The 21492-nt window shown below is 60.6% G+C and carries 21 protein-coding genes and 4 tRNA genes; 5 read left to right on the forward strand and 20 right to left on the reverse strand.

Features of this window, described 5'->3' with window-relative positions:
• Window positions 1–6 precede the first annotated feature (6 nt).
• From AC3WQN_RS08275 to rluD, 7 genes are all read right to left on the reverse strand, one after another.
• Window positions 7–83: transfer RNA gene (locus AC3WQN_RS08275), tRNA-Pro, on the reverse strand.
• Window positions 84–179: 96 nt separating this feature from the next.
• Window positions 180–255: transfer RNA gene (locus AC3WQN_RS08280), tRNA-Lys, on the reverse strand.
• Between the two features lie 5 nt (window positions 256–260).
• Window positions 261–337 (reverse strand) — tRNA-Pro (locus AC3WQN_RS08285).
• A 9-nt stretch (window positions 338–346) separates the two neighbouring features.
• Window positions 347–422, reverse strand: a tRNA-Asn gene (locus tag AC3WQN_RS08290).
• 441 nt (window positions 423–863) lie between these two features.
• Window positions 864–3428, reverse strand: a complete 2565-nt coding sequence (clpB, locus tag AC3WQN_RS08295; RefSeq protein WP_103402094.1) for an ATP-dependent chaperone ClpB — start codon at window positions 3426–3428, stop codon at window positions 864–866.
• 391 nt (window positions 3429–3819) lie between these two features.
• Window positions 3820–4545, reverse strand: a complete 726-nt coding sequence (gene pgeF / locus AC3WQN_RS08300) for a peptidoglycan editing factor PgeF (protein WP_103402095.1) — start codon at window positions 4543–4545, stop codon at window positions 3820–3822.
• Complete coding sequence (rluD, locus tag AC3WQN_RS08305; RefSeq protein WP_093230124.1) at window positions 4542–5504, reverse strand: 23S rRNA pseudouridine(1911/1915/1917) synthase RluD; 963 nt, start codon at window positions 5502–5504, stop codon at window positions 4542–4544. The genes pgeF and rluD overlap by 4 nt, the downstream gene beginning before the upstream one ends.
• Before the next feature lie 151 nt (window positions 5505–5655).
• Here rluD and AC3WQN_RS08310 point away from each other — a divergent pair, with 151 nt between their 5' ends.
• From AC3WQN_RS08310 to AC3WQN_RS08320, 3 genes are all read left to right on the forward strand, one after another.
• Window positions 5656–6672 carry an outer membrane protein assembly factor BamD gene (locus AC3WQN_RS08310; protein ID WP_103402096.1) on the forward strand — a complete coding sequence of 339 codons (1017 nt, stop codon included), beginning with the start codon at window positions 5656–5658 and terminating at the stop codon, window positions 6670–6672.
• A gap of 125 nt (window positions 6673–6797) precedes the next feature.
• Window positions 6798–7031, forward strand: a complete 234-nt coding sequence (locus AC3WQN_RS08315; RefSeq protein WP_103402097.1) for a PP0621 family protein — start codon at window positions 6798–6800, stop codon at window positions 7029–7031.
• A gap of 252 nt (window positions 7032–7283) precedes the next feature.
• Entirely contained in the window at window positions 7284–8618 is a 1335-nt protein-coding gene (locus tag AC3WQN_RS08320; protein ID WP_103402098.1) for a sigma-54-dependent transcriptional regulator, read from the forward strand.
• Window positions 8619–8656: 38 nt separating this feature from the next.
• Here AC3WQN_RS08320 and thiO read toward each other — a convergent pair whose 3' ends face one another.
• From thiO to AC3WQN_RS08355, 7 genes are all read right to left on the reverse strand, one after another.
• Window positions 8657–9757 (reverse strand): glycine oxidase ThiO, encoded by a 1101-nt coding sequence (gene thiO / locus AC3WQN_RS08325; protein ID WP_103402099.1) that lies wholly within the window; start codon window positions 9755–9757, stop codon window positions 8657–8659.
• 56 nt (window positions 9758–9813) lie between these two features.
• Window positions 9814–10215 carry a type IV pilin protein gene (locus AC3WQN_RS08330; RefSeq protein ID WP_103402100.1) on the reverse strand — a complete coding sequence of 134 codons (402 nt, stop codon included), beginning with the start codon at window positions 10213–10215 and terminating at the stop codon, window positions 9814–9816.
• Window positions 10216–10230: 15 nt separating this feature from the next.
• Window positions 10231–10569: a hypothetical protein gene (locus AC3WQN_RS08335; protein WP_103402101.1), complete on the reverse strand. Its 339-nt coding sequence runs from the start codon at window positions 10567–10569 to the stop codon at window positions 10231–10233.
• A gap of 112 nt (window positions 10570–10681) precedes the next feature.
• Window positions 10682–11161 carry a pilus assembly PilX family protein gene (locus tag AC3WQN_RS08340; protein WP_103402111.1) on the reverse strand — a complete coding sequence of 160 codons (480 nt, stop codon included), beginning with the start codon at window positions 11159–11161 and terminating at the stop codon, window positions 10682–10684.
• Window positions 11162–11172: 11 nt separating this feature from the next.
• On the reverse strand, window positions 11173–11877 hold the full coding sequence (locus tag AC3WQN_RS08345) for a PilW family protein (RefSeq protein ID WP_103402102.1): 705 nt from the start codon (window positions 11875–11877) through the stop codon (window positions 11173–11175).
• Window positions 11874–12317 carry a type IV pilus modification protein PilV gene (gene pilV, locus AC3WQN_RS08350; RefSeq protein ID WP_103402103.1) on the reverse strand — a complete coding sequence of 148 codons (444 nt, stop codon included), beginning with the start codon at window positions 12315–12317 and terminating at the stop codon, window positions 11874–11876. Before pilV ends, AC3WQN_RS08345 begins: the two co-directional genes overlap by 4 nt.
• A complete protein-coding gene (locus tag AC3WQN_RS08355) occupies window positions 12314–12787 on the reverse strand; it encodes a GspH/FimT family pseudopilin (protein WP_103402104.1) in 474 nt (157 codons plus the stop codon). Before AC3WQN_RS08355 ends, pilV begins: the two co-directional genes overlap by 4 nt.
• Window positions 12788–12887: 100 nt before the next feature.
• Between AC3WQN_RS08355 and AC3WQN_RS08360 the strand changes: the two genes are divergently transcribed.
• Complete coding sequence (locus AC3WQN_RS08360) at window positions 12888–13436, forward strand: GspH/FimT family pseudopilin (protein ID WP_103402105.1); 549 nt, start codon at window positions 12888–12890, stop codon at window positions 13434–13436.
• On the opposite strand, the gene ispH is transcribed toward AC3WQN_RS08360, so the two are convergent.
• From ispH to murJ, 6 genes are all read right to left on the reverse strand, one after another.
• On the reverse strand, window positions 13413–14360 hold the full coding sequence (ispH, locus tag AC3WQN_RS08365; RefSeq protein ID WP_103402106.1) for a 4-hydroxy-3-methylbut-2-enyl diphosphate reductase: 948 nt from the start codon (window positions 14358–14360) through the stop codon (window positions 13413–13415). The two genes, AC3WQN_RS08360 and ispH, sit on opposite strands and share 24 nt — an antisense overlap.
• A gap of 139 nt (window positions 14361–14499) precedes the next feature.
• A complete protein-coding gene (gene fkpB / locus AC3WQN_RS08370) occupies window positions 14500–14952 on the reverse strand; it encodes an FKBP-type peptidyl-prolyl cis-trans isomerase (RefSeq protein WP_103402107.1) in 453 nt (150 codons plus the stop codon).
• Window positions 14945–15457 (reverse strand): signal peptidase II, encoded by a 513-nt coding sequence (gene lspA, locus AC3WQN_RS08375; protein ID WP_095145477.1) that lies wholly within the window; start codon window positions 15455–15457, stop codon window positions 14945–14947. Before lspA ends, fkpB begins: the two co-directional genes overlap by 8 nt.
• The gene (gene ileS / locus AC3WQN_RS08380) at window positions 15450–18281 is read right to left on the reverse strand and encodes an isoleucine--tRNA ligase (protein WP_103402108.1); all 2832 of its coding nucleotides are present in this window, start codon (window positions 18279–18281) and stop codon (window positions 15450–15452) included. Before ileS ends, lspA begins: the two co-directional genes overlap by 8 nt.
• Window positions 18282–18294: 13 nt before the next feature.
• A complete protein-coding gene (ribF, locus tag AC3WQN_RS08385; RefSeq protein ID WP_178081956.1) occupies window positions 18295–19233 on the reverse strand; it encodes a bifunctional riboflavin kinase/FAD synthetase in 939 nt (312 codons plus the stop codon).
• 129 nt (window positions 19234–19362) lie between these two features.
• On the reverse strand, window positions 19363–20901 hold the full coding sequence (gene murJ, locus AC3WQN_RS08390) for a murein biosynthesis integral membrane protein MurJ (RefSeq protein WP_103402110.1): 1539 nt from the start codon (window positions 20899–20901) through the stop codon (window positions 19363–19365).
• Window positions 20902–21153: 252 nt separating this feature from the next.
• Between murJ and rpsT the strand changes: the two genes are divergently transcribed.
• Entirely contained in the window at window positions 21154–21432 is a 279-nt protein-coding gene (rpsT, locus tag AC3WQN_RS08395; RefSeq protein ID WP_007901883.1) for a 30S ribosomal protein S20, read from the forward strand.
• Window positions 21433–21492 lie beyond the last annotated feature (60 nt).

A 21492-nucleotide genomic window follows, 5' to 3' on the forward strand; every position in this document is an offset into this window, starting at 1 on the left:
TTAATATGGTCGGGGTAAGGGGATTCGAACTCCTGACATCCTGCTCCCAAAGCAGGCGCGCTACCGGACTGCGCTATACCCCGGTAAAAAAAAGGCACCTTTTAAAAGGCGCCTTCTTCGATCAGTGCTTTTGGCCTCTGATCTTAAGATTCGATTCCAGCGTTAACTGGTTTCAAAAATGGTGGGTCGTGTGGGATTCGAACCTACGACCAATTGGTTAAAAGCCAACTGCTCTACCAACTGAGCTAACGACCCAAAAATGGTCGGGGTAAGGGGATTCGAACTCCTGACATCCTGCTCCCAAAGCAGGCGCGCTACCGGACTGCGCTATACCCCGGTTTGAAATTGGCTCCGTGACCAGGACTCGAACCTGGGACCCAATGATTAACAGTCATTTGCTCTACCGACTGAGCTATCACGGAACTACATATTTCAATTACAACATTTGACGCTTTAAAGCACTCTCTTCGACCCGTTCGCATCGCTGCGTTCGTGTGTCTGAGGCGCGCTATTCTACAACCTTAAACACCTCTGTCAACCCCCTAAATTGCTTTCAAGACACTGATTTGCAACTTATTTCAGATTTCTTCTTGGGGAGAAGAAACCCTTGGAGCGACTTACTGCGGGGCGCACTTTACAAGCCTTTTCCTTACAGTTCAACACCCTAAGAAAAAAAAGTGCGCTAAACGAAGGTCAACCCTTGTAGGAGCAGCCGGTCGACGCTCGAGCGCTCGCGATGGGCGTTAACGATAACGCGTACTTTCTGACTCAACGCGTTGCTCTTGAGACCATCGCGAGCGTGCTCGCGTCTATAAAAAAGGCCCCGCATTGCGGGGCCTCCTCCATTAACGCTGGGCAACCGGTCAGTTGAAAACGATCTCGTCGTTCGCAACAGTGGCCGTCACGCTGCTGCCTGGCAGGAAACTGCCGGACAGGATCAGCTGTGCCAATGGGTTCTCGATCCAGCGCTGGATCGCTCGTTTGAGCGGCCGAGCGCCATAAACCGGGTCGTAACCCACCGCAATCAACTTATCCAGCGCCTCACTGCTCAGCGCCAGGCTCAGCTCGCGCTCGGCCAGACGGCTGCGCAGGCGGCCCAACTGGATCTCGGTGATGCCGGCAATCTGATCACGGGCCAGAGGCTCGAAGATCACCACTTCATCGATCCGGTTGATGAACTCCGGACGGAAGTGCGTCGATACCGCATCCATCACCGCCGCACGCTGTGCTTCACGATCACCCACCAGTTCCTGGATCTGTACCGATCCCAGGTTGGAAGTCATGACGATCACCGTATTGCGGAAGTCCACGGTGCGCCCATGGCTGTCCGTCAGGCGACCGTCTTCCAGCACTTGCAGCAACACGTTGAACACGTCCGGGTGAGCCTTCTCGACCTCGTCCAGGAGGATCACCGAGTAAGGCTTGCGACGCACCGCCTCGGTCAGGTAACCGCCCTCTTCATAGCCCACATAGCCTGGTGGTGCGCCGATCAAGCGGGCCACCGAGTGTTTCTCCATGAACTCGGACATGTCGATCCGTACCATCGCCTCTTCGGTATCGAAGAGGAACTCGGCCAGGGCCTTGCACAGTTCGGTCTTGCCCACACCGGTAGGGCCCAGGAACATGAACGAGCCGCTTGGGCGATTCGGGTCGGACAACCCGGCGCGGGAACGCCGCACGGCGTTGGCCACTGCCACGACCGCCTCGTTCTGGCCAATCACACGCTGGTGCAACAGGCTTTCCATCTTCAGCAGTTTGTCGCGCTCGCCTTCGAGCATCTTCGACACCGGGATGCCGGTCCATTTCGACACGACCTCGGCGATCTCTTCTTCAGTCACCTTGCTGCGCAGCAACTGGTTTTCGCTCTTGCCATGCTGGTCGACCATTTGCAGGCTGCGCTCCAGATCCGGGATCACCCCGTACTGCAACTCGGCCATGCGGTTCAAATCGCCCTTGCGACGAGCCGCTTCCAGTTCCTGGCGGGACTGTTCGATTTTTTGCTGGATCTGCGCGGAGCCCTGCACTTCGGCTTTTTCCGAGGTCCAGATTTCTTCCAGGTCGGAATACTCACGCTCCAGTCGAACAATCTCTTCCTGCAATTTCTCCAGGCGCTTGATCGCCGCCTCGTCGTCTTCTTTCTTCAAGGCCTGGGATTCGACCTTGAGCTGAATCAGCCGACGCTCCAGGCGATCCAGCACTTCCGGCTTGGAGTCGATCTCCATCCGAATACGGCTGGCCGCTTCATCGATCAGGTCGATGGCTTTGTCCGGCAACTGGCGATCGGTAATGTAGCGATGGCTCAACTTGGCCGCCGCGATGATCGCACCGTCGGTGATCGCCACCTTGTGGTGAACCTCGTAGCGCTCTTTCAGGCCACGCAGGATCGCAATGGTGTCTTCTTCGCTCGGCTCATCCACCAGTACTTTCTGGAAGCGCCGCTCGAGGGCCGCGTCCTTCTCTATATATTGGCGGTACTCGTTGAGCGTGGTCGCACCCACGCAATGCAGCTCACCCCGGGCCAGGGCCGGCTTGAGCATGTTGCCGGCGTCCATCGAGCCTTCGCCCTTGCCGGCGCCGACCATGGTGTGCAGCTCGTCGATGAACAGAATGATCTGCCCTTCCTGCTTCGACAGTTCATTGAGCAAGCCTTTGAGCCGCTCCTCGAACTCGCCACGGTACTTGGCACCGGCAATCAGCGCGCCCATATCCAGCGAGAGCAGACGCTTGCCTTTGAGGCCGTCCGGCACCTCACCATTAATGATGCGCTGGGCCAGGCCTTCGGCAATCGCGGTTTTACCCACGCCAGGCTCACCGATCAGCACCGGGTTGTTCTTGGTACGGCGCTGCAGGACCTGAATGGTCCGGCGAATCTCGTCGTCACGGCCAATCACCGGATCGAGCTTGCCGTCTTCGGCGCGCTTGGTCAGGTCGACCGTGTATTTGTCCAGTGCCTGGCGCGATTCCTCGGCGTTAGGGTCATTCACCGCCTCGCCGCCGCGCAGGTTATTGATCGCATTCTCCAGGGCTTTCTTGCTGACACCCTGGCCAAGCAGCAACTTGCCGAGCTTGCTGTTCTCATCCATGGCCGCGAGCAGCACCAGTTCACTGGAGATGAACTGATCACCCTTCTGCTGGGCCAGGCGATCGGCCTGGTTGAGCAGGCGCGCCAGGTCCTGCGACATGTTCACGTCGCCGGTGGGGTTCTGGATTTTTGGCAGCTGGTCGAGCTCTTTGCTCAACGCTTTGCGCAGGCTGTTGACGTCGAAGCCCACTTGCATCAGCAACGGCTTGATTGAGCCACCTTGCTGTTCAAGCAGCGCTTGCATCAGGTGCGCAGGCTCGATGCCCGGATGGTCGAGGCCTACGGCCAGGGATTGGGCATCGGATAACGCTAACTGTAATTTGCTGGTTAAACGGTCTATACGCATTGGTCACCTTCCTTTGAGCAGGCCGGAGCGATGGACACACCTAAATAGAGAAACCTGCCAGATACCTCACTAGATGCGGTCGATTCTGGGGGATTCAAGCGTCGTACAGTTGATACAGGTCAGAAGACTAGGGGGCGCTCTCAATTACTTACCCCGCCGCGTTGTGCCTTAAAGCGGGCCAGACAAGGCGCAGCGCTGGGAATGGTACGCCCTTTCCAAGGCCTGCAACGCAGCGTGGCCCGCTTTAAGGCACAACCCGAAGGGCCGGGCCTGCTGTTGTGCAGGGCTGCGTTGCTCGAAGCTTATTTGGAATGACCAAACCACGCTTCTCGCGCCTTGCCCTGCACAACAGCAGCCCCCGCGCGGCGTGGAAACTAATTGAGAACGCCCCCTAGCGTTCCAGCCAGATCAGGGAGGCAAACCGACCCGTGCGAGGCGCGCGGCGGTAAGAGAAGAAGCGAGGATCGGTCACGGTACACAAACCGCCACCGTAGACGGCCGTGACACCGCAAGCCGCCAGACGCAGGCGCGCCAGCCGGTAAATGTCAGCCATGAATTTGCCCGCATTGTGGCTGGGCACAAAAGCCCCGCTCGCTTGCGGCAGTTGCGCAATGAAAACGTCGCGAACTTCCGGGCCGACCTCAAAGGCTTTCGGGCCAATGGCCGGGCCGAGCCAAACCAGGACCTGTGTCGGCTCCACTGCCAGGCTGTCGAGGGTGGCTTCCAGCACACCCGCCGCCAGCCCGCGCCAACCGGCATGAGCCGCGGCAACGCGAGTACCGGCACGGTCGCAGAACAACACCGGCAGGCAGTCCGCCGTCATCGCCGTACAGGCGATCCCGGGCGTGGCCGTCCAGCTGGCGTCCGCCGTGGCGACCACCGCCGGGTCGGCGTGCGCCACGACAATCCCGTGAACCTGCTGCAACCAGGCCGGTTGAATGGCGAAGTGCTCGGTCAGGCGACGGCGATTCTCGGCCACCGCCACGGGGCTGTCGTCGACGTGATCGCCCAGGTTGAGGCTATCGAACGGCGCCAGGCTGACGCCGCCCGCACGGGTGGTGACACAGGCTTTGACCCCGGCCGGCGCGGGCCAGTCAGGAATCAGCCAGTCCATCATCCGATGAACGCCTCACGGTCCTGCTTGAGCAGCGTCAGCAACCAGACGAAATCTTCCGGCAATGGCGATTCCCAGCTCATGCGCTTGCCCGTGGTCGGGTGATCCAGTTCCAGGAAACGCGCATGCAGCGCCTGACGCGGGAAGTTTTTCAGCGACTCGACCATGGTTGGATTGGCTGCCGGCGGAATACGGAAACGACCGCCGTAGGCAGGGTCTCCAACCAACGGGAAGTTGATGTGGGCCATGTGCACGCGAATCTGGTGCGTACGACCGGTTTCCAGCTTGACCCGCACGTGAGTGTGGGAGCGGAAGCGTTCGAGCACGCGGTAATGACTCACCGCCTGCTTGCCGCCTTCCATCACCGCCATGCGCTGGCGTTGCTGGCCGTGACGACCGATGGGCGCGTTGATCTTGCCGCCCGCGGTGACCACGCCGATCACGATGCACTCGTAGATCCGGCTGACGCTGCGGCTCTGCAACTGTGTAACCAGTTGCGTCTGCGCCTGAATGGTCTTGGCCACCACCATCAAGCCGGTGGTGTCCTTGTCCAGACGGTGCACGATACCGGCGCGCGGCACATTGATGATGTCCGGCACGTGGTGCAGCAAGGCGTTGAGCAACGTGCCATCGGCGTGACCGGCGGCAGGATGCACCACCAGCCCGGCAGGCTTGTTGATCACCAGGATGTCGTCATCTTCATAGACGATGTCCAGGGCGATGTCTTGAGCGACCCATTCGCCCTGAGCTTCCTGCTCGGCAGTCAACTCGAGGATGGCACCGCCGTGGACGATGTCTCGCGGGCGGATAACCGCTCCATCCACAGTCAGGCGGCCGTCTTTGATCCAGGCGGAAAGGCGCGAGCGCGAGTGCTCAGCGAATAGTTGTGCGGCGACTTGGTCGAGGCGTTGGCCGCCCAATTCGGACGGCACCTCTGCGCGGAGTTCAATTTTATCGGACATGCTCAGACTAGGCGTCGGCACAGCCTTTGGTTTCGGCTGCGCGCTTGTGGTTAAATACGGCGTCTTTTGCCCCGAGGCTATTCAACGGGGCACTCATCATAACAGGACGGCCCCGCCCAAGACAGCGGCCGTCATAGGGACGCAAGCCGCCATGCAAGTGAAACACCTGCTGCTGATCGCCATCCTCGCATTGACCGCTGCTTGCTCGTCGAAGGAAGTCGTAGACGAAAACCTCAGCGAAGTCGAGCTGTACCAGCAGGCTCAGACCGATCTGGACAACAACAGCTACACCAGCGCCACGGCCAAGCTCAAGGCTCTGGAGTCGCGCTATCCGTTCGGTCGCTATGCGGATCAGGCCCAGCTTGAACTGATTTATGCCAACTACAAGAACGCCGAGCCCGAGGCTGCCAAGTCTGCCGCCGAGCGTTTCATCCGTCTGCACCCGCAGCACCCGAACGTCGATTATGCCTACTACCTCAAGGGCCTGACTTCGTTTGACCAGGATGTCGGCCTGCTCGCGCGCTTCCTGCCGCTGGACATGACCAAGCGTGACCCGGGCGCCGCACGTGACTCGTACAACGAGTTCGCCCAGCTCACCAGCCGTTACCCGAACAGCCGCTACGCGCCGGACGCCAAGCAACGCATGATTTATCTGCGTAACCTGCTGGCGGCCTACGAAATCCACGTAGCCGACTACTACCTGACCCGCCAGGCCTATGTCGCCGCCGCCAACCGTGGCCGCTATGTGGTGGAGAACTTCCAGGAAACCCCTGCGGTCGGTGACGGCCTGGCCGTGATGGTCGAGTCCTACCAGCGCCTGCACCTGGACGAACTGGCCAACACCAGCCTCGAAACCCTGAAACTGAACTACCCGAACCACCCAAGCCTGGTGGACGGTCAGTTCGTACCCCGGGTTGCCGAAGCCGACAACCGTTCGTGGGCCAGCAAGGTCACCCTGGGCCTGATCGAATCCCGTCCGCCGCTGCCGCCGGGTGAAACCCGCGCCAACCAGGACATCATGCGCCAGTATCAAAACGCCAAGGACGCCATTCCGCCCGAGCTCAAGCCTCAAGACGGCGATGCCGCCGAAGAAGAGCAGCACGAAGCGGAAGGCAACAACGACGACCGCTCGTGGTTCAGCTACATGACCTTCGGCGTATTCGACTGATACCCGCCCGAGGCACCAGAGGGAGACTTTCGAGTCTCCCTTTTTTATTTCCGGGTTTTATAGCGCTGTGCGCTGGATGAGTCCTTGGCTAAACTGGCAAAACATTCGTCGAATAGCGGTTCACCATGCTTCGTTTACTGTTCTGGATTGCATTGATTGCTGCTGCAGTATGGCTCTGGCGCAAGCTCAAGCGCCCCACCAATACCACCCAGCCGCCGAGCGAGCAAAACGCACCGCCCATGGTCCGCTGTGCCCATTGCGGCGTGCACTTGCCTCGCGATCGCGCGCTGAGCCTGCACCAGCAGTGGTATTGCAGCCAGGCTCATCTTGAGCAAGGCCCCGGTCCCCGTGATCGCTGAACCCGCGCGATCGCTCGCCCCTGCCGCCTGTCCCGACCGACGGCAGAAACTTCTTTGAACATCACAATCGACCTGCTCGTATCGACCGCCCGGCACAGAGAGTGAACAGGCTGAGGAACTGAAGGAATCGAATCGGCGTCTGAGACAGATTACTCGCGGTCACAGTCATCGAATGAATCGGGCGATAGAAACCCCCTCGCGGCCTTCCCGTCGCCGGCAAACGTTAGCCCATGGATGGACACAACGTTGAAGATGCCCCCAGCGCCAAGAGTCCTGATCGTTGATGACGAACCGGACATTCGCCAATTCCTCGAAATTGCCCTGGGTCGAATGAAACTCGACACCTCGACCGCCCGCAATGTCAGAGAAGCCCGAAGCCTGCTCAGCCTCCATCGATTCGACCTGTGCCTGACCGAGATGCCGCTGCCCGACGGTACGGGCCTGGAACTGGTGCAGCACATCCAACAACGCCATCCACAGCTGCCAGTGGCGATGATCAGCGCCAACGGTAGCCTGGAAACCGCCATCAACGCCCTGAAAGCCGGGGCTTTCGACTTTCTGACCAAGCCCGTGGACCTTGTACGGCTGCGAGCACTTGTGGTCAGCGCAGTACGCCAGCCGGCCGGCATCGCTCGCCCCCTAGAGCGGCGCTTGCTCGGAGACTCGCTGCCCATGCGCAGCTTGCGCAAACAGGTCGACAAACTGGCTCACAGCCAGGCCCCGGTGTACATCAGCGGCGAATCCGGCAGCGGCAAGGAGCTGGTCGCCCGACTGATTCACGATCAAGGCTCACGCGCCGGCCAGTCGTTTGTAGCCATCAATTGCGGGGCCATTCCCGCGGAGCTGATGGAAAGCGAGTTCTTCGGCCATCGCAAAGGCAGCTTCAGCGGCGCCATCGAGGACAAGCCCGGACTGTTCCAGGTGGCGAACGCAGGCACGCTGTTTCTCGATGAAGTCGCCGACCTGCCGCTGGCCATGCAGGTCAAGCTGCTGCGAGCCATTCAGGAAAAGGCCGTGCGCAGCATCGGCGGGCAGCAGGAAATACCGATTGATGTGCGGGTACTCTGCGCCACGCACAAGGATCTGGACGCGGAGGTGGCCGCCGGGCGCTTCCGACAGGACTTGTACTATCGACTGAACGTGATTGAGTTGCGCGTTCCAGCGCTTCGGGAACGCCGTGATGATATCGAGCTATTGGCCACTCACGTGCTCGAGCGCCTAGCGTCGCAGAGCAGCCTGCCGGTCGCTCACTTGCAGCCACAAGCACTTGAAGCACTCAAGCGCTACCGTTTTCCGGGCAATGTCCGCGAACTGGAAAACATGCTGGAGCGCGCGCATACACTCTGCGAAAACAGACAGATCGGCGCGGACGACCTGCGCCTGGCAGAAGGCAATGGCAGGCGCGAAAGCGCCATGCCGGACCCGACGAGCGTCGACAACCTCCCCCACTACCTGGAAAGCATCGAGCGCCAGGTGATCCTGCACACCCTGGAGGAAACCCGCTGGAACCGCACGGCGGCGGCCCAACGGCTGAGCTTGTCGTTTCGCTCGCTGCGTTACCGGCTCAAAAAGCTCGGCCTTGATTGAAGCAGCGCGTGGCGAGGGAGCTTGCTCCCACTCGGTTTCTAGAGGCGACCGGCCGGCGCATAAGGCGCTGGGTCGATAACCGGTTCGCGTCCCAATAGCACATCGGCGAACAACTGGCAGGAGGCCGGTGCGAGCACCAGACCATTGCGATAATGCCCGCAGTTGAGCCACAGCCCGTCAAACCCCGGCACTGCACCGATATAGGGTATCCCCTCTGGAGAGCCTGGCCGCAACCCGGCCCAATGACCGACCACTTCGGCCTGCGCCAACGCCGGAATCAGCTCGATCGCCGAGGCCTTCAGGCTTTCCAGTGCGTCCTGCGTCGGGGTCTTGTCGTACCCCTCGTGCTCCAGGGTGCTGCCGACCAGAATATGTCCGTCGCGACGAGGAATGGCGTAGCGGCCCTTGGCCAGAACCATGCTCGACAGGAAGTCCGACGCGCACTTGTAGAGAATCATTTGCCCCTTGACCGGCTCGACCGGCAGCTCCAGGCCAAGGGTCTTGAGCAGGTCGCCGCTCCAGGCGCCCGCGGTCAGCACCACCTGATCGCCATGGATCGGGCCCAGCGCACTCTCGACACCAACGACTTTAGCGCCCTCACGAATGAACCCGCTGACCTCGCACTGCTCGTGAACGGTCACGTTGGGCAACGCCAACAGTGCCGCCTTGAGGGATTTCACCAAGCGCGGATTACGGACGTTGGCCACATCCGCCATGTAAATCGCCCGGGAAAAACCTGTGCCCAACACCGGTACGGCATCGCGGGTGGCCGAGATATCCACAGGGCTCAGTGGACGACTTTCCCGTTTTGCCCAGGCCAGCGCTTCGGCCTCGTCTTCCAGGTCCAGCCAGTACAGACCCGTGGTATGAACTTCAGGATCGACGCCGGTACTGGCGAACAGTTGCTCGGCCAGTTGTGGATAAAAGTCCTGGGACCAGTGGGCCAACGCCGTGACGGCCGGGCTGTAGCGCCACGGGTACAGCGGCGAAACAATACCGCCGCCGGCCCAGGACGATTCCCGGCCAAGGTCCGAGCGATCCAGCAGGACAACGCGCTCTACATGGGGCGCCAGATTAAACGCCGTCAGCAGGCCAATCACCCCGCCGCCGACAACCACCACTTGCTGTTGCTTGGCCATCATCTGATCCAACCATTAAGAAGACAGAAGGCGCAGCGTGCGCCCGAAGAAGGTACTCAGCGCCCCCAGCAATCTTTGCTGGTCAACCCGTCTGCCGCGTTGCTCATGCCCATCACGCCCGTGTTGGTCAGCGTGAAATCGCCACACTTGTCGGTGGCCATGCTGGCCTCGGCTTTACGCACGGCGGTCAACAGGAAGGTCTGGTCAGTCAGGGTCGCGGTAATGCTGTAGAACTCGTTGCCCGCGCTCAGCCCCGGAGCGTTGGTGTACACCGAGTTTTTCGAATAGAACCGCTCAAGCGTCTGTGCCTGCTCGGACAGCAATCCGGCAATCTCGGTGCGGTGGGTTTTCTTCACGTACTCGGTCAGCAGCGGAGCGGATATGGTCAGCACAAGCCCGATGATCGCGATCACAATCATGATTTCGATCAGGGTAAAACCTTGGTTGAATCTACGCATTGCCTCAACTCTCACTTACTGTATTTGTCGCCACATGATTCGACGGCTGCCACCTGCCTGTTCAACTTGGGAGGTCATACCGTCGCTGGAATCGTTCACGCTCTCGCCGTCCTCGCCGTCGAGTGCCGGGATTTCACCAATGAAGACCACCCCTTCGGAGGGCGTGTCGACGCTGTCGACCTGACCATCGCCGTTGGTGTCGAGCATCTTACCGCTGAACGCATCGGATTCGCCCGGTTTGCCGCTGTCAAAACGCCAACAAGGCGTCGATGAGGCCACACCGGCAAGGTTGAACATGACCCAGCCATTCACCCGCCAGACCTGGAACTGGGCATTCTCGTAGCCCGCGGGCATACCCCGCACCACCTTGCACTGCCAGAGCGAAGGTAAATCCGACGCGGATAAAGTGCATGCGAAAGCGGCCAGGCCAAGCCCCAGCCATCCGCGACGCCAGCCACGCCCAGGTTCAATATTTGGCATAGATACTCTCTACCACGCTACGCGAATGGCCGGCCAAACCGATGGCGGTGACCCGGTACAGGGTGGCTGGGGTATTGAGCGGGACATTCACCGCACCCTTACTGACACCGAGGTTCTGCACCCCGTAAAAGCCGCTGCCAGCGGCGATCCAGGTGACGCCCGAGGTCGAATTGAACCCGGCGGTGGTGACGGTCGAGGACTCGGCGGGCGGTGCGCACCGGATGTGGTTCGCGCACTCCGCCAAGTGGTAGTTGCTGCGCTGCACCGTACTTTCGCCGATGCGCAATGCCGCTTCCGCCCCCTGGAATGACTGGTTGCGCAAGGTCACGCCAGCGACCATCTTTTCCTGGAACGTGGCGCTCTGCATCGACGCCAGGCCGATCATGGTCAGCAACAACAGAAACACCAGGCTCATGAGCAGCGCCATGCCACGCTGGGCGTTTGCCGCAAGGGGCGCAGTCAGCATCGACATAGCCTCTACATCAGTCGGTTGCGCAAGGCGGCAACCACATTGAACGTTTGATCGCGCACGCGATGCTGAGGGTCCGTCAGGGTCAGGCTGATCCGCACACTGCGGATCAGCGCTGGCTCGACGGGGTTTTGGCTGTAACGGGAAACCGCAATGTCAGTGGCACTGTCGGCAATACCAAAGCTGATATCAAAGGCACTGACATTGCTCACCAGTGCCGCCGTTCTGGTGCTCGTGGTCAGCAGAATCTCGCCATCTCGCCAGCGGTAATCCAAGCGTCGAATCGGTAATGCCAACTGCCCGGCGGCCGGGGCGTGCCGTTGGGTGTAGGCCGTCGCACTGGTCCGGCAGTCTGACACCACGGTCCAGGTGGGCACGCTGCCCTGGCCGCCGACATCCGACGTCACCAGGGTCAGTTGGCGCGCGGCGTTATCCCAGCGGATGGGCGTAGCGCGGTTGGCCGCGAAGTCGCCGGCGGTACTGGCATCAACGATGGTCTCCAGGCAGCCGAACATACCAACCATGCGGATTTCCTGAATCATCTTGCTCAGGACATAGCGCGCATCTTCCTGCATCCCGGCGGAAGCGCTCTGGCTGAGGTAGGTGTTTTTTGCCGAGATGAAGACCTGTGCCACCCCCAGCACCAACGTCAGGCTGATCGCCAGAGCGACCATCAACTCGATCAGGCTGAATCCACGGCACGACCCCTTCATGGCGTGCCCACCGGGTCAGTGGTCGCGCGACTGCTCAACACAAAACTACGGCGGCCGTCCGGGGTGCCGGCAGCACGGGAGTCGTCCCAGGAGATGGTGATGGTATACACCCGCTGGTTCAGGCTGATGCTGCCCGTGGCGGTCGGACCGCCAAAGGCGGTGATGTTGCGGGTGAAGTCATGCAGGTCCTGATCCCGGGCGAGCGCCCGGTTGCCCGCCGTCGGTGGCGTGATGCTGTAGTCGGCCCCTGAGTTGGCGCGGATCCGGTCCATCATGTCGTAGGCAATGAAACTGGCCTGGCTGGTCATCAACGAGCTGTCGGTGTACTTGAGCGCCTTGAGCTGAATCGCTGCCGCCCCCAACAGCCCGACAGCCAGTATCACCAGCGCTACCAACACTTCGATCAGCGTCATGCCGCCCTGTGCACGTAGCCCCCTCATCTGCAGCTTCCACCCATGACAATCCGTCCGTTCAAACACACGCTCAGCGTCCGGCTCGAGCGCCCCGATACGTAATGGATAACCACTGCTTCATCCATCCCCGACAGCCCGCCCATGTCGTCGAAGTCGATACGGGCCACTCCCGAGGTTAGTGTCAGAGTCGCTGCGCTGCTCATCGCAGGAACAACCCGCAATACATTCGCCGGCATGCCTGTGCTGTCGTACACCGCCAGCTCCGCGGTCCAATCGTTCCCGCCCACAGTTGGCTGAACCCGTGTAGGGCGTGAACGGTTGATCGCCTCCAACCGGGCATAGTTGAGTGCGCGCTGCAAAGCGCCGACCTCGGTATCGGCCCGGGTGTTCTGCACCACGCGAGTAAACGCAGGGGCAGCCAGGGTGATCACGCTCAATAGAACGGCGAACGTCACCAGCAACTCGATCAACGTGAAACCTTTTGTACGACGATTCATCGCTCCCCTTCGCTGTCAGCGGCTACACCTAGCGGACGCCCGAACGTTTGTCCGGGCGCGCTCGCGGCCCACCCACACGAACTCCAGGGAAGGAGACTTTATGTGCCAGAAAGGTTTCGGCCTGATCGAACTGCTTATGGGACTGGCAATCGCCACGATCGTTCTGCAACTCGTCAGCCCGGCATTCGGTGAGTTAACCGAATCAATCCGTCGGGAGAGTGCCGCGCAGTCGCTTGCCAGTGGCCTGCGCAACGCCCGCACCGAGGCGCTGATGCGTAATCAGGCGGTGGTCGTTCATGGTTTGAACGATGACTGGGGGCAAGGTTGGCGGGTGATTCTGGACATCAGCGGCCTGGGCCATCAGGACGACAGCAACCCGCTGTTGCTGCAGCGCCAGACCGGCACGCCGCTGCCGATCACCGGCAATCAAGCTGTGAAGCATTTTGTGCGCTTCAGCAGCCTGGGCGAGCCGCTCTTGCACAATGGCGGGTTTCAAATCGGGACATTACACATCTGCGCGACCGGCAAACCGGTCAGCCACCATCAGGTGGTGCTGTCCAGAAGCGGTCGCGTCAGTTTGCGCAGCGACAAGGCCGAGCACGCCTTGTGCGCGCGTGATACGGCGTCAGAGCAGGGAGCGAACCCGTAGTTCCTTGGGCATGGAGAACGTGATGTTTTCCTCGCGACCAGCCAGCTCATCGGCACCGGTAGCGCCCCAGGCATGCAACTGCTCGATCACGCCGCGCACCAGGACTTCCGGTGCCGAAGCGCCGGCCGTGATACCAATACGCTCGACACCATCAAACCAGCTGCGCTGCATGTCTTCGGCGCCATCGATCAGGTACGCCGGAGTGGCCATGCGTTCGGCCAGTTCACGCAGGCGGTTGGAGTTGGAACTGTTCGGACTGCCCACCACCAGTACCACATCGCATTCGTCGGCCAGTTGTTTGACCGCATCCTGGCGGTTTTGCGTGGCGTAGCAGATATCGTCTTTGCGTGGACCGCCAATGGCCGGGAAACGTGTGCGCAAGGCATCGATCACACGGCTGGTGTCGTCCATCGACAAGGTCGTCTGGGTGACGAAGGCGAGCTTGTCCGGGTTGCGCACCTGCAGGGCGGCCACGTCGTTTTCGTCTTCGACCAGGTAGATCGCACCACCATTGCCGGCGTCGTACTGGCCCATGGTGCCTTCCACTTCCGGGTGTCCGGCATGGCCGATCAGGATGCATTCGCGGCCGTCGCGGCTGTAGCGCGCCACTTCGATGTGCACCTTGGTGACCAATGGGCACGTTGCGTCGAACACCTTCAGGCCACGGCCTGCGGCTTCGCTGCGAACGGCCTGGGAGACGCCGTGGGCACTGAAAATCACGATGACGTCGTCCGGCACCTGATCCAGCTCTTCGACGAAAATCGCCCCACGGGCGCGCAGGTCTTCCACGACGAATTTGTTGTGGACCACTTCGTGGCGCACATAGATCGGCGGCCCGAAGACTTCCAGGGCGCGGTTGACGATTTCGATCGCCCGGTCCACACCGGCGCAGAAGCCACGGGGGTTGGCGAGTTTGATTTGCATGCTGTGCCTCGTGTCTTGCCCTGTAGGAGCGAGCTTGCTCGCGAAAAACTCAAAGACACCGCGTTTATCCAGGATATACGCGTCATCGTTAACGATCATCGCGAGCAAGCTCGCTCCTACAAAAGGCCGGCTTAGTCGGTTAGAGCGCTTTGACGTCGATGATCTCTACGTCAAAGGTCAAGGTCTTGCCGGACAATGGGTGGTTGAAGTCGATGGTCACTTGCGCGTCATCGAATTCCTTCACCACACCTGGCAGCTCGGTATTGGCCGCATCGTTGAAGATCACCAGCAAGCCCGGGGACAGTTCCATGTCCTGGAACTGCGAACGCGGAATGATCTGTACGTTTTGCGGGTTGGGCTGGCCAAAGGCGTTTTCCGGCGCGATGGTCAGTGTACGCTTGTCGCCGGCCTTGAAGCCGAACAGCGCCGCTTCGAAACCTGGCAGCAGGTTGCCATCACCGACCTTGAAGGTCGCCGGGGCCTTGTCGAAGGTGCTGTCGACCGTGTCGCCGTTCTCCAGGCGCAATGCAAAGTGCAATGTGACTTCCGTGTTCTGACCGATGCGTTGCATAGCCAATACCTGTTCAGTCATGAACGGTTTCTCCGGTTTTCTTGCTTTTGAACATATCCAGCGCGAGCATCACTGCACCGACACTGATGGCGCTATCGGCAAAGTTGAACGCCGGGAAATACCAGCGGTTCTGCCAATGCACCAGAATGAAATCGATCACATGGCCCAGGGCAATGCGGTCGTAAAGATTACCCAGCGCGCCACCCAGCACCAGCGCCAGGGCGACGGCCAGCCAGGTTTCATTGCGCCCCAGGCGCTTGAGCCAGACCACCAGCACCGCACTGACCCCGATGGCGATCAGGGCGAACAACCAGCGCTGCCAGCCGGAGCTGTCAGCCAGGAAGCTGAAGGCCGCGCCGGTGTTGTAGGCCAGGGTCCAGCTGAAGTAATCGGGGATCACCACGATTTGCTGGTACAGGGTCAGCGAGCTTTCGAAGTAGAACTTGCTGGCCTGGTCGATGACCAGGACCAGCAGGCTCAACCAAAGCCAGCTCAGTCGTCCGAAACGACCCGCCGCATTAGGCATAGTGACGAACCTCGCCGGCGCCGCTGATGTTGTCGACGCAACGACCGCAGATTTCCGGATGCTCAGGGTTCACGCCGACGTCTTCACGGCAGTGCCAGCAACGGGCGCACTTGGCATGGCTCGACTTGACCACTTTGAGCTTCAGGCCGCTGACTTCGGTGACCACTGCATCGGCCGGTGCCTGCACGAACGGTGCAACACTGGCGGTGGAGGTGATCAGCACGAAGCGCAGTTCGTTGCTCAGCTTCGCCAGGTCGTCGCTCAGGGCGTCTTCGGCAAACAGCGTCACTTCGGCTTGCAGGTTGCCACCGACGGCCTTGGCCGCACGCTGGATTTCCATTTCCTTGTTGACCGCGACCTTGACCGCCATGATCCGGTCCCAGTACGCACGACCCAACTCGAAGCCTTCCGGCAGTTCGGTCAGACCTTCGTACCAGGTATTGAGCATCACCGATTCGTTGCGCTCGCCTGGCAGGTACTGCCACAGCTCGTCGGCGGTGAAGGCCAGGATCGGCGCGATCCAGCGCACCAGCGCCTCGGAGATGTGGAACAGCGCGGTTTGCGCCGAACGACGGGCCTTGCTGTTGGCGCCCGTGGTGTACTGGCGGTCCTTGATGATGTCCAGGTAGAAACCGCCCAGCTCCTGCACGCAGAAGTTGTGCACCTTGGAGTAGACGTTCCAGAAGCGGTACTCGCCGTAATGCTCTTGCAGCTCGCGTTGCAGCAGCAAGGTACGGTCCACGGCCCAACGGTCCAGCGCGAGCATTTCTTCTGCCGGCAGGATGTCGGTGGCGGGGTTGAAACCGGTCAGGTTGGACAGCAGGAAGCGCGCGGTGTTACGGATACGCCGGTAGGCGTCCGCACTGCGTTGCAGGATCTGGTCGGAAACCGCTATTTCGCCCGAGTAGTCGGTGGACGCGACCCACAGGCGCATGATGTCGGCGCCCAGGGTGTCGTTGACCTTTTGCGGCGCGATGACGTTGCCCAGGGACTTGGACATCTTGCGGCCCGCTTCGTCGACGGTGAAACCGTGGGTCAGCAGCTCGCGGTACGGCGCGTGGTTGTCGATGGCACAACCGGTCAGCAAGGACGAGTGGAACCAGCCACGGTGCTGGTCCGAACCTTCCAGGTACAGGTCGGCACGCGGGCCGGCTTCATGGCCCATCGGGTGCGAACCGCGCAGGACGTGCCAGTGCGTGGTGCCCGAGTCGAACCAGACGTCCAGGGTGTCGCTGATCTTGTCGTACTGTGGCGCTTCATCGCCCAGCAGCTCGGCGGCGTCCATCTTGAACCAGGCTTCGATGCCTTCGGCTTCGACACGCTTGGCCACTTCTTCCATCAGCTCGACGGTGCGCGGGTGCAGCTCGCCGCTTTCCTTGTTCAGGAAGAACGGGATCGGCACGCCCCAGTTGCGTTGACGGGAGATGCACCAGTCCGGACGGTTGGCGATCATCGAGTGCAGACGCGCCTGGCCCCAGGCCGGCACGAACTGGGTGTCTTCGATGGCTTTGATCGCACGTTTGCGCAGGGTGTCGCCCGCGACAGGCTCTTTGTCCATGCCGATGAACCACTGCGCGGTGGCGCGGTAGACCAGCGGGCTCTTGTGGCGCCAGCAGTGCATGTAGCTGTGTTCGATGACGCTGGTGTGCAGCAGCGCGCCGACTTCCGACAGCTTGTCGACGATGGCCGGGTTGGCTTTCCAGATGAACTGGCCACCGAAGAACTCCAGCGATGGCACGTAAACGCCGTTGCTTTGCACCGGGTTCAGGATGTCATCGTTGACCATGCCATAGTGCTTGCAGGTCACGAAGTCGTCGACGCCATAGGCGGGCGCGGAGTGAACCACACCCGTGCCGGCGCCCAGTTCAACGTACTCGGCCAGGTAAACAGGCGACAGGCGGTCGTAGAACGGGTGACGGAAATTGATCAGTTCCAGCGCCGCACCGGTGGCGGTGGCGATGACCGAACCTTCCAGGTTGTAGCGCGCCAGGCAGGACTCGACCAGCTCTTCAGCCAGCACCAGCAGCTTGTCGCCGACGTCGACCAGGGCGTAGTTGAACTCGGGGTGAACGTTCAGCGCCTGGTTGGCCGGGATGGTCCACGGGGTGGTGGTCCAGATCACGATCGAAGCCGGCTTGCCCAGGGACGACAGGCCGAACGCGGCCGCCAGCTTGGCTTCATCGGCGATCGGGAACGCGACGTCGATGGTCGAGGACTTCTTGTTCTCGTACTCGACTTCCGCTTCCGCCAGGGCCGAACCGCAGTCGAAGCACCAGTTCACAGGCTTGAGGCCCTTGAACACAAAGCCGCCCTTGACGATTTCAGCCAGGGCACGGATTTCACCGGCCTCGTTCTTGAAATCCATGGTCTTGTACGGGTTGGCGAAGTCGCCCAGCACACCCAGGCGGATGAACTCGGACTTCTGGCCTTCGATCTGCTCGGTGGCGTAGGTACGGCACAGCTCACGGGTTTTATCCGCGGAGAGGTGCTTGCCGTGGGTCACTTCGACCTTGTGCTCGATCGGCAGGCCGTGGCAGTCCCAGCCCGGAACATAAGGCGCGTCGAAACCCGACAGGGTTTTCGAGCGGATGATCATGTCCTTGAGAATCTTGTTGAGCGCGTGACCGATATGAATGGTGCCGTTGGCGTACGGAGGACCGTCGTGCAGAACGAACTTTGGACGATCCTTACCAATCTCACGCAACTTCTGGTACAGGCCAATGCTGTCCCAGCGCTGCAGAATCTGCGGTTCGCGCTGAGGCAGGCCGGCCTTCATTGGGAAGGCGGTGTCCGGAAGGTTTAGCGTGGCTTTATAGTCGGTCATTTAAGGCTCTTCATTAGCGATGGGCGCTAGGTGCGGCATAGGCACGGGCGGCGGCGACATCCGCATTGATCGCCGTCTTAAGCGCCTCCAGAGAGGCGAAACGCTGCTCTTCACGCAGCTTTTGGTGGAAAACCACCGTCAAACGCCGGTCATACAGATCGCCGGCAAAATCTAGAACATGAATTTCCAGGTGGGCTTTGCCATCACCTGCGACCGTTGGCCGAACGCCGATATTGGCGACACCCGGCCAGGTCTTGCCGTCGATGTCGACGCTGACCAGGTAGACCCCGGACAGTGGCACACGACGACGCTTGAGTTGCACATTGGCCGTCGGCGTACCCAATTGGCGCGCCAGCTTCTGCCCATGCAAGACCCGCCCGGCAATCCGGAACGGACGACCGAGCAAGCGCTCGGCCAAGGCGAAATCAGCGGCCGCCAGGGCATTACGCACCTGGGTACTGCTGACACGCAAACCCTCGAGTTCAACCGTCTGCGCGGCTTCAACGGTAAACCCGTGAACCTTCCCGGCCTGCTGCAGGAAATCGAAATCCCCGGCCCGGTCACAGCCGAAACGAAAGTCGTCACCGACCTCAAGATGCTGCACGCCCAGGCCGTCGACCAGGATGGTCTCGACGAACCCGGCGGCACTGAGCTTGCTCAACCGCTGGTTGAACGCCAGGCACAACACCCGGTCGACGCCTTCGTCAGCCAGCAACTGCAACTTGTCACGCAAGCGTGCCAGGCGGGCGGGCGCGGTGTCGGGCGCAAAGAACTCACGCGGCTGCGGCTCGAAAATCACCACGCAGCTGGGCACGCCCAACTCAAGCGCACGTTCGCGCAGCCGGCCCAGGATAGCCTGGTGGCCACGGTGAACACCGTCAAAGTTGCCAATAGTGGCGACGCAGCCCCGATGCTGGGGGCGCAGATTGTGGAGGCCTCGAACCAGCTGCATAACGCGCTTCTTGCTCATAAAGTGGTCGATTATAACCACACCCGGCGGCCGACGACAGGCAACACCGTAACCCAAAGTGATCGAACCGACAAAACCGCCGCCCGAGCCGCCATTATTGACCCACTGTCCTTAGCTCAACGCCTTGCGATTGAAGTCCCGCAGGCGGAAACCCAACAGCGCCAGCATGCCGAAATACGTGACCACGCCGGCAACCACCAACGCCCCCAGGCGCAGGAACCGCTCCAGCATGCCGCCCTCCCCCCAGGCTGGCATGAAATGCATCAGTCCCAGCAGCACCGCCGACATCACGCCCACGGCCAGCACCAGCTTGAGGCTGAACTTCCCCCAGCCCGGTTGCGGTTGATACATCTTCTGCTTGCGCAGTTGATAGAACAACAACCCCGCATTGAGGCAGGCGCCGAGACTGATGGCCAGCGCCAGGCCTGCGTGTTTCAGAGAGCCGATCAGGGCCAGGTTGAACAACTGGGTGACCACCAGGGTGAAAATCGCGATTTTTACCGGCGTGCGGATGTTCTGTTGCGCATAAAAGCCCGGCGCCAGCACCTTGATCAGGATAATTCCGAGCAACCCTACCGAATAGGCCACCAGCGCACGCTGAGTCATGGCGGCATCAAAGGCGCTGAACTGACCGTACTGGAACAGCGAAACGGTCAGCGGCTCGGCCAGGATCCCCAGCGCCAGGGCGCACGGCAATACCAGCACACAACACAGGCGCAGGCCCCAGTCGAGGATGCGCGAGTACTCGTGACGGTCCTTGTTGGCGTAGGTCTTGGCCAGGGTCGGCAGCAGAATGGTCCCCAGCGCCACCCCCAGCACACCGGATGGCAACTCCATCAAGCGATCGGCGTAATACATCCAGGACACCGACCCCGCCACCAGGAACGAGGCAAAAATAGTATTGATGATCAATGAAATCTGACTGACAGAAACCCCGAGGATGGCCGGCAGCATTTGCTTCATGACCCGCCAGACACCGCTGTCGCGCAGATTCAGGCGCGGCAGCACCAACATGCCGATTTTTTTCAGGTGCGGCAGCTGATAGAGCAACTGCGCCAAGCCACCGGCCAGTACCGCCCATCCGAGGGCCATGACCGGTGGATCGAAGTACGGCGTCAGGAACAGCGAAAAGATGATCATGGCGACGTTGAGCAGCGTCGGCACGAAGGCCGGTACCGAAAAACGGTTCCAGGTGTTGAGGATGGCCCCGGCCAGCGAGGACAGCGAGATCAGCAATATATAAGGAAACGTCACTCGCAACAGGCTGGTGGTCAGCTCGAATTTTTCCGGAGTATCAACAAAACCGGGGGCTGTAGCCCAGATCACCCAAGGCGCCGCTACCACCCCGAGCACCGTGACCAGCGCCAGCACCAGCGTCAGCAAACCGGAAACGTAAGCAACGAAAGTCCGCGTCGCCTCTTCGCCTTGCTGGCTTTTGTATTCCGCCAGGATCGGCACGAACGCCTGGGAAAAAGCCCCCTCGGCAAAGATCCGCCGCAGCAGGTTGGGCAGCTTGAAGGCAATGAAAAAGGCGTCCGTGGCCATGCCGGCGCCGAAAATGCGGGCGATGAGGGTGTCACGGACAAACCCCAGAACCCGGGAAATCATCGTGATAGAGCTGACGGCAGCCAAGGATTTGAGCAGGTTCATTGAAGAGTTTTGTGCCTGTCGATAAACAGCAGGCGAACAATGCGCCTACTTATGCGATACTCCGCGCCGCAACAGCACAGAGCCAAAGCTCGCGAGTTTACAGGTCGTACGCCGGAATGAAATATCCCGGTGATTTATACCTACCACTTAGCGGAACGTCTCAACCGCCCTTGACAAGACTTCAACTCATCGGCATGATTCGCGGCCTATTTTGTTTGCTATTTCCCAAAAAGTCTTTCGAGGAGCTCGACGGTGGCCAACACACCTTCCGCCAAAAAACGTGCAAAACAGGCTGAGAAGCGTCGCAGCCACAACGCCAGCCTGCGTTCCATGGTTCGTACCTACATCAAGAATGTAGTTAAAGCCATCGACGCAAAAGACGCTGCTAAAGCGCAAGCCGCTTACGTTCTGGCCGTGCCTGTTATCGACCGTATGGCCGATAAAGGCATCATCCACAAGAACAAAGCTGCTCGTCATAAGAGCCGCCTGAATGGCCACGTCAAGGCTCTGAACGTTGCCGCTGCTGCCTAAGCGACACGCTCATTAAAAAACCGACCTCAGGGTCGGTTTTTTATTGCCTGCGATTCAGTG

This window comes from Pseudomonas sp. FW300-N1A1 (assembly GCF_058789115.1).